The sequence below is a fragment of the Porticoccus sp. genome (assembly GCF_041592135.1).
GTDB lineage: Bacteria > Pseudomonadota > Gammaproteobacteria > Pseudomonadales > Porticoccaceae > Porticoccus.
The window spans coordinates 1-10,029 of sequence record NZ_JBFHQR010000088.1 but is presented as its reverse complement, the minus strand read 5'-3'; the positions used below and the strand labels follow the sequence as shown (position 1 = coordinate 10,029).

Annotated in this window: 8 protein-coding genes; all 8 read right to left on the bottom strand. The window is 56.0% G+C overall.

The window, feature by feature from the left end:
- On the bottom strand, positions 1-518 hold a 518-nt coding region (locus ABY948_RS08620; RefSeq protein ID WP_461482126.1), incomplete at its 3' end, for an NAD-dependent epimerase/dehydratase family protein.
- A 99-nt stretch (positions 519-617) separates the two neighbouring features.
- Positions 618-1,445, bottom strand: a complete 828-nt coding sequence (rluB, locus tag ABY948_RS08615) for a 23S rRNA pseudouridine(2605) synthase RluB (RefSeq protein WP_461482125.1) — start codon at positions 1,443-1,445, stop codon at positions 618-620.
- Complete coding sequence (scpB, locus tag ABY948_RS08610) at positions 1,445-2,128, bottom strand: SMC-Scp complex subunit ScpB (RefSeq protein ID WP_461482124.1); 684 nt, start codon at positions 2,126-2,128, stop codon at positions 1,445-1,447. Before scpB ends, rluB begins: the two co-directional genes overlap by 1 nt.
- Before the next feature lie 14 nt (positions 2,129-2,142).
- On the bottom strand, positions 2,143-2,988 hold the full coding sequence (locus tag ABY948_RS08605) for a segregation and condensation protein A (protein ID WP_461482123.1): 846 nt from the start codon (positions 2,986-2,988) through the stop codon (positions 2,143-2,145).
- 80 nt (positions 2,989-3,068) lie between these two features.
- Entirely contained in the window at positions 3,069-3,692 is a 624-nt protein-coding gene (locus ABY948_RS08600) for an L-threonylcarbamoyladenylate synthase (RefSeq protein ID WP_461482122.1), read from the bottom strand.
- Positions 3,693-3,789: 97 nt separating this feature from the next.
- Positions 3,790-8,181: an EAL domain-containing protein gene (locus ABY948_RS08595; protein ID WP_461482121.1), complete on the bottom strand. Its 4,392-nt coding sequence runs from the start codon at positions 8,179-8,181 to the stop codon at positions 3,790-3,792.
- Between the two features lie 93 nt (positions 8,182-8,274).
- Positions 8,275-9,219 (bottom strand): ABC transporter substrate-binding protein, encoded by a 945-nt coding sequence (locus ABY948_RS08590; protein WP_461482120.1) that lies wholly within the window; start codon positions 9,217-9,219, stop codon positions 8,275-8,277.
- Positions 9,220-9,255: 36 nt separating this feature from the next.
- Positions 9,256-10,029: TonB-dependent receptor plug domain-containing protein (locus tag ABY948_RS08585; protein ID WP_461482119.1), on the bottom strand; the 774-nt coding region annotated here is incomplete at its 5' end.

Here is a 10,029-nt window from a genome sequence, read left to right as displayed (position 1 = left end):
GGCCCATAGATAAACACCGGCCTGACGATACTGACCTCGAACTGACCTTGCCGGTGCGCAGCCAGACAGGCTGCCTCCGCCCGAATTTTTGCACACCCGTAGGGGTCGATACTGCTGTTCAGCAGCGGCTGTTGCTCATCGCAGCGCGAGGCGCCATCCAGCTCATAAACCGCCACGCTGCTGACCAGGACAAAGCGCTTGATGCCGGATGCCCGCGCCGCCCCAAGCAGGTTGTCGGTGCCCCCGGCAATCACGCGATAGAAATCGTCAATGCGGTGGCCGACACCGGTCAGGGCCGCGCAGTGAAAGACCACCGAACAACCGGCCATGGCATCCGCCAGTCCCTCTGGCTGGCAGATGTCACCGACAACCAGCGCAACACCCGGGGACGGCAATCTGGCCGTGTCACTGTGGGCGCGCACCAGCGCCACCACCTGCCAGCCCGCGGCGACCAGCTGCGCGACCAGGGCCCCGCCGACAAAGCCGGTGGCGCCCGTTACAAAGGCACGTTTTTGCATGTTTGATATTCCGGCATGACGACAGCGCCTTTGAATTCGCTCTCCAGTCTACGGGCAAACCCGCAGCCACTCAAACCCGCCCGCAGCCCGGTCATGATACTAACGGGAGGACGGGCCTTTGGCGCGCAGCCGCTTCAGCTGCCGGTCCCAGCGCTTTTTCTCTTGGGGGGGTTGCTGGCGCTGTTTCCTGCGCACTGACATCTCCGTCACCGCCAACAGGTCCGCCAGTGACTTGTCATCCAACTCGATCCATTGACCACGGCGCACGAAGGAGGGCATAAAAATCGGTCCGAAACGCACACGTTTCAGGCGGTTTACTTCGACACCCTGTGACTCCCACAGGCGGCGCACCTCGCGATTGCGCCCCTCCATCAACGCCACCGTGTACCAGCCGTTGCTGCCCACCCGTTCTCCGGCCACCAGATCACTGAATTTGGCGATACCGTCCTCCAGCAACACCCCTTCGCGCAGGCGCTTGATCATGGCATCGTCCACGGTGCCGTGCACCCGTACCAGATACTCCCGGTCGATTTCATAGGAGGGGTGCATCAGCCGGTTCGCCAGTTCACCGTTGTTGGTAAACAACAGCAGCCCTGTGGTGCCGATATCCAGGCGCCCCACGGCAATCCAGCGCTCACCGGTCACTCGGGGCAAGTGGTCAAAGACGGTCTGGCGCCCTTCCGGATCGGAACGGGTACAGACTTCTCCCTCCGGTTTGTTGTAGAGCAGCACGCGGATGCGCTGGTCGGCAGGAAGCAATTTGGCTTTCTTGCCATCCACCACCACGGTATCCTCGGGAGAAACCCGGTCGCCCAGCTTGGCAGCCTTGCCATTCACCTGTACCCGACCATCGCTGATCCACTGTTCCAGCTCACGGCGCGAGCCATAGCCGGCAGCAGCCAGCACCTTCTGTAATTTTTCGCTCATTAGTGCTGTGTTATCCCGTTATCATCGGCGTTTGCAACGACGATGGATTGATCGTCCTCCACAGCGGGCTCTCCGGGTTCTTCAGAAAACTGCTCCTGGTCGGTTGTGTCTCCGCCCCGATCTGCCATATCCAGGGACAGTTCCGGATCCAGGCTGTCGATGTCGCGGAAATCGTTCAATGCCGGCAACTGTTCCAGGCTTTTCAGGCTGAAGTAATCGAGAAACTCGCGCGTGGTGGCATAGAGTGCCGGGCGGCCCGGCACATCGCGATGACCGACCACGCGCACCCACTCCCGCTCCAGCAGGGTTTTGATAATTTCCGAACTGACGGAGACCCCGCGAATTTCCTCGATATCACCGCGGGTGAGCGGCTGTCGGTAGGCAATCAGCGCCAGGGTTTCCAACAGTGCCCGGGAATATTTCTTGGGCTTTTCGTCCCACAGGCGATTAATCCAGGGCGCCAGTTCCTGGCACACCTGGAACCGGTAACCGCTGCCGGTGAGTTTCAGCTCATAGCCGCGGCCGCGGCAGTCATTGCCGATATCGTCCAGTACGGCCAGCAACTGGTCTTTCGGCGGCATCTGGTCCAGGTCGAACAAGCCCTGCAACTGGCCAATATCCAGCGAGCGCCCCGCCGCCAGCAACGCACCTTCAATGATTTTCTTCAGTTGATCGTTATCCATGCTCTCGTCACCCGTTAGCGCGCTTTCACATGAATGGGGCCATAGGCCTCACCCTGCACAATTTCCACCAGGGATTCCTTGATCAGCTCCATAATGGCGAGAAAGGTCACCACCACGCCACCGCGCCCCTCTTTCAGGCGAAACAGGCTGACAAAGGGCACAAACTGCTTGCCGCGCAATGTCTCCAGCACCTGGGACATGCGTTCGCGGGTGGAGAGTTTTTCCAGTTGCACCTTGTGGCTTTCGAACATTTGCGCGCGCTGTAAAACCTCTGTCAGGGCCAGCAGGATCTCCCGCATCGCCACGTCCGGGTGGGGACGCTCCTGCTGGCGATCCGGCTCCCCGGCGGACGCCGCATAGACATCCCGCCCCAGGCGCGGCAACTCGTCGATATCCTCGGCGGCCTGTTTGAAGCGCTCGTACTCCTGTAGGCGTCGAATCAGTTCCGCCCGCGGATCATCCTCTTCCTCTTCGGCCGCCTGCCGTGGCAGCAACATGCGGGATTTGATCTCCGCCAACATCGCCGCCATCAACAGGTATTCCGCCGCCAGCTCCAGCTGCATGGCTTTCATCATGTCGATATAGGTCATGTACTGGCGGGTAATTTCGGCCACATTGATTTCCAGAATATCCAGATTCTGGCGGCGAATCATATAGAGGAGCAAATCGAGGGGGCCTTCAAAAGCCTCCAGAAATACTTCCAGTGCCTCTGGAGGGATATACAAATCCTTGGGCAGCTCCGTAATCTGCCGCCCCATCACCATGGCAAAGGGCATCTCCTCCTGGGTGGGATGAGGGGGCATTGCGGCAGAGTGATCGCCCTGGAGTACTTCCCCTTCCGGGGCGGAGTCAGATGTCATGAAGCTGCGGCCAATACGGGACTAAAGGCGCATTATACTGTGATTCCCGGTCTCGGCCAGCAGCGCACCAGCCGCCGCCTTCAAAGCTGGAAATCTTCGAACTGGCCGACACCCTGGCGAATGATTTGCGGAGCGTCCCCGGTCAGATCCACCACGGTGGTCGCCTCCAATCCGCAGTAGCCCCCGTCGATGATCAGATCGACGCGGTGTTCGAGCATGTCGCGAATGTCGTAGGGATCCGTCAGGGGGTAGTCATCGCCGGGCATGATCAGCGTCACGCTCATCAGGGGCTCGCCCAACTCCTCCAGCAATGCCAGGGCAATCGGGTTTGCCGGCACCCGCAGACCGATGGTTTTGCGCTTCGGGTGCATCAGGCGGCGCGGCACTTCCGAGGTGGCTTCGAGGATGAAGGTATAGGAACCGGGCGTGTGCGCCTTGAGGGTTCTGTAGATCTGGTTATCCACCTTGGCATAGGACGCCAGCTCTGACAGGTCGCGGCATACCAGGGTGAAATTGTGGTGCTTATCCAGGTGGCGAACCAGCCGAATCCGATCCAGCGCCTTTTTGTCGCCGATATGGCAGCCGATGGCGTAGGCCGAATCCGTGGGATAGATGATAATGCCGCCGCCCCTGATAATCTCCACGGCCTGGTGAATCAGACGGTGCTGGGGATTTTCAGGGTGAATGGAAAAAAACTGGCTCATAGGGAACAACTGTTAACGAATAGTCCACATTATCTCATAGAAGCGAAAGCAGGAGAGAGCGGGGATTTCGACGCGACACCAGAACCCCACCCGGAAATCAGCTTAAAACGGACTGCCGGAAATATTTTTCTGCAAATTCGTCAATCGGTAGCGGTTTACTGAAATAGTAGCCCTGGCAGATGTTGCAACCGAGCTTTTGCAGAATCTGGTATTGCGCTTCGTTCTCCACCCCTTCAGCTACCGTCTTGAGCCCCATGCTGGTGGCAAGGGCAACGATACCTGAGACAATCGCCTTGTCATTTTCATCTTTTTCCAGATCGCGGATAAACATCCGGTCAATTTTCAGCACATCCACCGGCAGCCGCTTCAGGTAGTTGAGGGATGAAAAGCCGCTGCCAAAATCATCGATCGCCAGGGTCAGCCCCATCTGCCGCAGGGCGTTCAACTCCACTTCCAGCTCCTCGGGATTTTCCATCAAGGTGCTTTCGGTAATTTCCAACTCCAGGGATTTGGGCGGAATCCGGTACTGTTCCACCAGCTGCCTTATTCGCCCCTGGAAATCATCCAGCTGGATATCCTTACTGGACAGATTAACGGCCATCTGGATGTTGTGCCCCTCCTCGACCCAGTTGTGGAGTTGCCGGCAGGCATTGTCCAGCACCCAATCACTGATCTGATTGATCAGGCCGGACTCCTCGGCCATCGGGATAAACATATCCGGGGAGATTATCCCGTGCCGTGGGTGCTGCCAGCGAATCAGCGCCTCCGCACCCATCAGCTCACCACTGACAAAATCCATTTTCGGCTGGTAGAACAGCACCAGTTCATTGCCCTCAATGGCGTGCCTCAGCTCGCGCTCGATTTCCATCCGGCGGGCGATTTCGTCCTCCATCCCCTCCACGTAGAAACAGTAATTGTTGCGCTGCTCCTTGGCCCGGAACATGGCGGAGTCGGCATGTTTCATCAATGTGCTGATATCTTCGCCATCCTGCGGGAACACGGAGATACCGATACTGGTGGTGACGAACATTTTTTGCTGCAGGAAGACAAATGGCTGACTCAGGGCATCGCAAATCTTGGCGGCAATTTTCGATACGGTTTCCAGATCGGTAACCCCTTCGAGAATCACGGTAAATTCATCGCCCCCCAGCCGGGCGATAAAATCCTGGCTTCTGACGCAGCGGCGAATCCGTTCGGACACCGCCTTCAGCAGCAGATCCCCGGCATCGTGGCCGAGGGTGTCGTTGATCATTTTGAAACGATCCAGATCCAGGAACAGGATGGCCACCTGTTTTTCTTCCAGTTGCGCGCGGTTCAGCATCAGGCGCAACTGCTGCATCAGATGGGTGCGGTTGGGCAAGCCTGTCAAAGGGTCGTGGTAGGCCAGTTGCTTGACATGTTTTTCGACCTTGTTCGCCTGAATCAGGCGCGCCACGCGCTGTTTCAACACGGAAAAGTGAATGGGTTTGGGAATATAATCCGTGGCGCCGGACGCGAATGCCCTGACAATGGACTCCTCATCTTCGAGTGCGGTCACCATCAACACCGGCGTATCCGCGCCGTTGGGCAATTGTCGTATCCGCTCACAGGCCGCGAAGCCATCCACCTCCGGCATCATGGCGTCCATCAACACCAGATCCGGCATATTGCGCTGGCACAGGGAAATGGCCTGCATGCCATTGCTCGCCTCTTCGATAACATATTCTTCGGTTTTAAAGACGTTTTTCAGCGCCAGTCGCATGGAGCGATCATCGTCCACCACCAGAATATGATAGCTACTGCCCGTTACCCGCTGGGATTCATCATTCTCGACGATGTAATCCTGCAATGCCTTGCCGAGCAGGACATAGGCTTCTTTCAACTGCTTGTGTAGATTCTCCGCACCCACAAGGTCATCGGTGGCGCCTTTTTCTTCCAGTATCTTGGCGATATCCGCAACGCGCCTTGCCCCAAAATTCAGGGCACTGCCCTTAACGGTATGGGCGAGCTCGCGAACTTTTTTGGCGTCGCTGTCGAGAATCGCGTGCTGGAGGGACTGCAGATAGACGGGGGTGTCTTCCAGGAAGGCCTCGATCATCGAGACGAGCACTTCACCGACGCTGTTTTTGAGCTCCTGGACCACCAGCGGGTCATAGCTGTGCCCGGGGATCTGCTGATCTTCCCCGACAACGTCTTCCATGGCTTCCGGTCCATCAGCAGCAACCATCGATTCGCCCTGATCAGCCGGCACCCACTTTAACAGCATCTTTTTCAGCACATCGATTCGCAGTGGCTTGGACAGGAAATCGTCCATCCCCGCTGCGGTACAGCGCTCAGCCTCGGTATGGGTGTTGTTGGCGGTCATGGCAATTATCGGCATGCCCTGCGTCCCGGCCCGGCCATCCTCATACATTCTTATTTGCTTGGTGGCGTCGTAGCCATTCATCACCGGCATGTAACAATCCATAAGCACCATATCAAAGCGCTGCCGGACAACTGCCTCAACGGCAGCCTTGCCATTTTCCGCCAACTGGCACTGACACCCCATCCGCTCCAGCATGCCAATTGCCACCTGCTGGTTGGCCCGGTTGTCATCGACCACCAGAATGTGGCGCGGCCGGTTGTAGAGTTTTTCGATGGTGCGGCCCTTGCCCTGTCTCGCTTCCATCACCGCACCCAGCAGGTGCTGTTCGAGACAGGCCTCCAGCTCGCCGGTTTTGAGGGGTTTGCTCAGGTAGGAAACCGCTTCAATTTTTTCCGGGCAATCCTTATCCCAGGGATTGTTGAGAACCGCGATAAGGCAATCGCGAACGGAACTCTCATCCCGGACCAGGCGAAGGAAGTCGGGCGCACGCAAACCTGGCATATCTTCGTCGATCAGCAGTATGTCCAGGGTTGCCCCCTTGTTGGATAACTGCCTGATGTACTCCAGGGCATTGATGCCGGAATTGATGACGGTACACGCAACCCCCAGCTGCTTGAGCTGCTGGGAGCCATACGCTCCGACGATGGCACTGTTGTCAATCAACAACGCCCGTTTACCGGCAAAGGCCGGATTCGAGGCAGACTGGGACACCTGGCGGGTCTCAGCGACAACGCCACTCGGCATCGTGAACGTAAATGAACTACCCTTCCCAGCCTCACTGGAAACCCGAATGGTGCCACCCATCAGCTCAACGATCTGCCTGCTGATGGCCAATCCCAGTCCCGTCCCCTCATATTTTTTGGTACTGGATGAATCGACCTGAGTGAATGCATCAAAAATACGCTGCTGGTTTTCTTCAGAAATACCGATTCCCGTATCGCGCACTTCAATCAGAATATTCTGTCCCTCTGCGCCCTCCGCGATGTTGTCATCACAGCTGACATAAATGGACACCTCACCAATCTCGGTAAACTTGATGGCATTACCCACCAGGTTAATGATCACCTGCCGGATACGCGAACCATCTCCATTGATCACCTGGGGCACACGCTCATCTATCAGGTAACCAATATCAATTTTTTTCTTCAGTGCCTGGTTGGCCAACAGGCTAATCACTTCGTCGAACAGTTCGCGAAGAGAGCACTCTTCCTTCTTGATGGTGAGATTGTTCGAATCGATTTCAGAGAATGTCAGGATTTCGTCAATCAGCTCCAACAGGCCTTCACCTGAAGTCTTAGCGGTCTCCACATATTCGAGTTGTTTTGAACTCAAGCCCATGGTCATCAGCAGATCGAGCATGCCGAGCACCGCGTTCATTGGGGTTCGGAGTTCGTGGGTCACGTTGGCCGCAAACTCACCCTTGATACGGGCCGATTCAAGTGCTGCCGACATGGCCCGCATCAGTTCCTGCTGACGGCTTTCCAGTGCTTCCATCATCGAATTGAAGGCGTGTTGCATATCGGCGATATCAGCCGGTCCGCCCAGGTCTGCACGGATAATCGAATCGCCCTGCTCAGCACGCTTCATGGTCTCGGCAAGCTTCTCAAGGGGATTGGTCAGGCGGCGGGAAATGCCAAGCAACATCAGCAGCAGGATGACTGCCACGACGAGGGAAATGAGCAGGTTGCTGCGCAGAATACTCTGCTCCATCAGGATGGCGGTATCCTTGCCTACCTGTAGATAGATATAGCCCAACAGCTCCTGCGCCTCTGGCTGGGCGGCGTCAAACTCGTTCCAGATATTTTCCTGGGACTCCCCGGCGGTCACCGGCGCACTGAATAACCAGTTTTTCTTATCCTCTCGGACCAATTCTGGTCCTTCCGGGCGGTGATTGACCTGCACCACTGTATCGCTGCTGCTGTACAACACCTTGCCCGTTTCGGTGAGCACGGCCACCGATTTAACCCCCGGGAAATTCAGGGCATTGTCAACCAGCACCTTGGCACTTTCCTTACTCTGATAGAGCAGTGCCAGTTCACTCTGTTTGGCAAGCGAACTCGCCACCTGTAGCCCTTGTTCAACCTGACGGTCGCGAAAGATCTGACTGGAAATGTTGCTGACAGCAATGGAGGTTATGAGCGCCATAAACAATATGCCCACAACAAAAATCAGGCTCAATTGATGCCTGAATTTCATACTGCCCGCGTTTTTTTGCGATGATCGTACCATTATCGCGACTTACCTGGCCGGGAGGACAAGGTCAACTTTTCCTCTCACATCACTTGAAAGGGAAATGCCCAGGTGATTGCCGGTACGTTCGTTAACCGCCACAAGCACATCGCGAAGCGGTTTCATATTCGGGTCCGCTTCTTTCCGCAAAACCTGATTGGCAATCTCCCCCAGGCTTGCCCCCATTTTTTTGTTATCCGGATACACCGCAAACAGTGCACCGTGTTTAACGTGCAGGGGGTTTGAAGAAAACACCACCAGATTCTTGTTCCAGGCAGCATCCAGCAACAGCGAAAAAATAGCACTGTTGACATAGGATCCATCCTGGAGGATCCACACGGCGTCACCGGAATTGGCGTTCTCGAGCATCTTGCCATAGATCGAAGCAGCTTCCCTGAGATCCGCACTGTAATCAATCATCAGCTGCACGCCACGGCCGGCGAGGTATTCCTGCGCACCCTTTAACTGGAGATCATCGCCCTTGCTTTTTTGAATGACATGCACACGTTTTACGTTCGGCGCCAGCATCAGCAGCCTATCCAATACGACTTCCGGGTCCGGGACCATCAGGATTCCGGGATAGGCATATTCCCCGCTGTTGACCGCGCCCAGAACCAGGGGAACCTGGCTGCCAGCGGCATTCACACTGGCGAGACTGCGCTTGCCCAGGGCCAGTACCACATCGGGCTTCTTCGCAGCAATGGCAGCCCCTGCATCCGCCTTATCATCCAGCGCAACCAGGCTGGTATGGCCGTTGAATTTCTCTTTGGCCCCCTCAGAAATATCCTCGAACACCTTCGAGAACGGCGCTTTCACTTCCGGGTAAAGCACCATCAGCTCAGCACTGACGGTCTCACTGCTAAGCCCCGAAAACGAGATGACAACCATCGAGAGCAACAGCCGGGAAAATACGGCGCTCCAATCAACCTTGTCACATGAAAAAAAGTTTTTCATCCTTGTATCCTGCTGACCACTTATTAACAGCAATCCCTAGAATTGATAACGAATTTCGGCCATTACAGTCTGTCCCGCCAATGGCAGGTCATCATAAATAAGTGGACCGAGGTCTGAGTTCTGGCTGGGTTCTCGCGCATCCTTATCAAAGAGGTTCTTGACGATCAAGGCGACATCAACATTTTCCCACACCGATTTGCGGCGCAGGGTCAGGTCCACAATCGCATAGTCATCGATATCGGAGCGAGGGTCACCTGTGACCCGGTTGCGATCCATCACCCAGTTGGTCTGCACGTTCATGTACCAATTTGGCATAAACTGCCAATCGGCCTGGACATACACCTGTTTTTCCGGCGCATTGCCCGCATCGGTATCGGTGTTTTTATCCTCGGATTTTTGCCAGGCGACATTACCGATCAATTCGAGGCGATCCGTCGGCTGCCAGCGGGCTTCAAATTCCAGCCCATGACCGGTTTGCTTGCCGGCATTCTGGGCAGTACTGGTAGTCCCCCCCGAATCGGGAACAAACTGGATGATATCCTCCCATTTGTAATAAAAGGCATTCAGATTAAGGGTGAGGTTGTAACCTGCCCGATAGTCAAAGGCTATCTCATAGCTCTTCATCTCTTCGGCATCAAGCCCGGGGTTCCCCATGAATAAAGGGTTATTGATTGCACGGGTTTGCGAGAAAGAGGGTGCCCTGAAGGCCTCACCATAGAGGAGTTTGGTGGTCAGATTCCTTGTGGTTGACCAGACAAGCGCCAGCCGGGGATTAACGGTATCGCCAAAATCTGAATAGTGATCGTAACG

What these genes read in the sequence shown, in the direction of transcription:
- scpB (WP_461482124.1), bottom strand. Translation starts at nt 2,128, where the DNA reads ATGGATAACGATCAACTGAAGAAAATCATTGAAGGTGCGTTGCTGGCG.
- ABY948_RS08595 (WP_461482121.1), bottom strand. Translation starts at nt 8,181, where the DNA reads ATGGCGCTCATAACCTCCATTGCTGTCAGCAACATTTCCAGTCAGATC.
- ABY948_RS08590 (WP_461482120.1), bottom strand. Translation starts at nt 9,219, where the DNA reads ATGAAAAACTTTTTTTCATGTGACAAGGTTGATTGGAGCGCCGTATTT.
- ABY948_RS08600 (WP_461482122.1), bottom strand. Translation starts at nt 3,692, where the DNA reads ATGAGCCAGTTTTTTTCCATTCACCCTGAAAATCCCCAGCACCGTCTG.
- rluB (WP_461482125.1), bottom strand. Translation starts at nt 1,445, where the DNA reads ATGAGCGAAAAATTACAGAAGGTGCTGGCTGCTGCCGGCTATGGCTCG.
- ABY948_RS08605 (WP_461482123.1), bottom strand. Translation starts at nt 2,988, where the DNA reads ATGACATCTGACTCCGCCCCGGAAGGGGAAGTACTCCAGGGCGATCAC.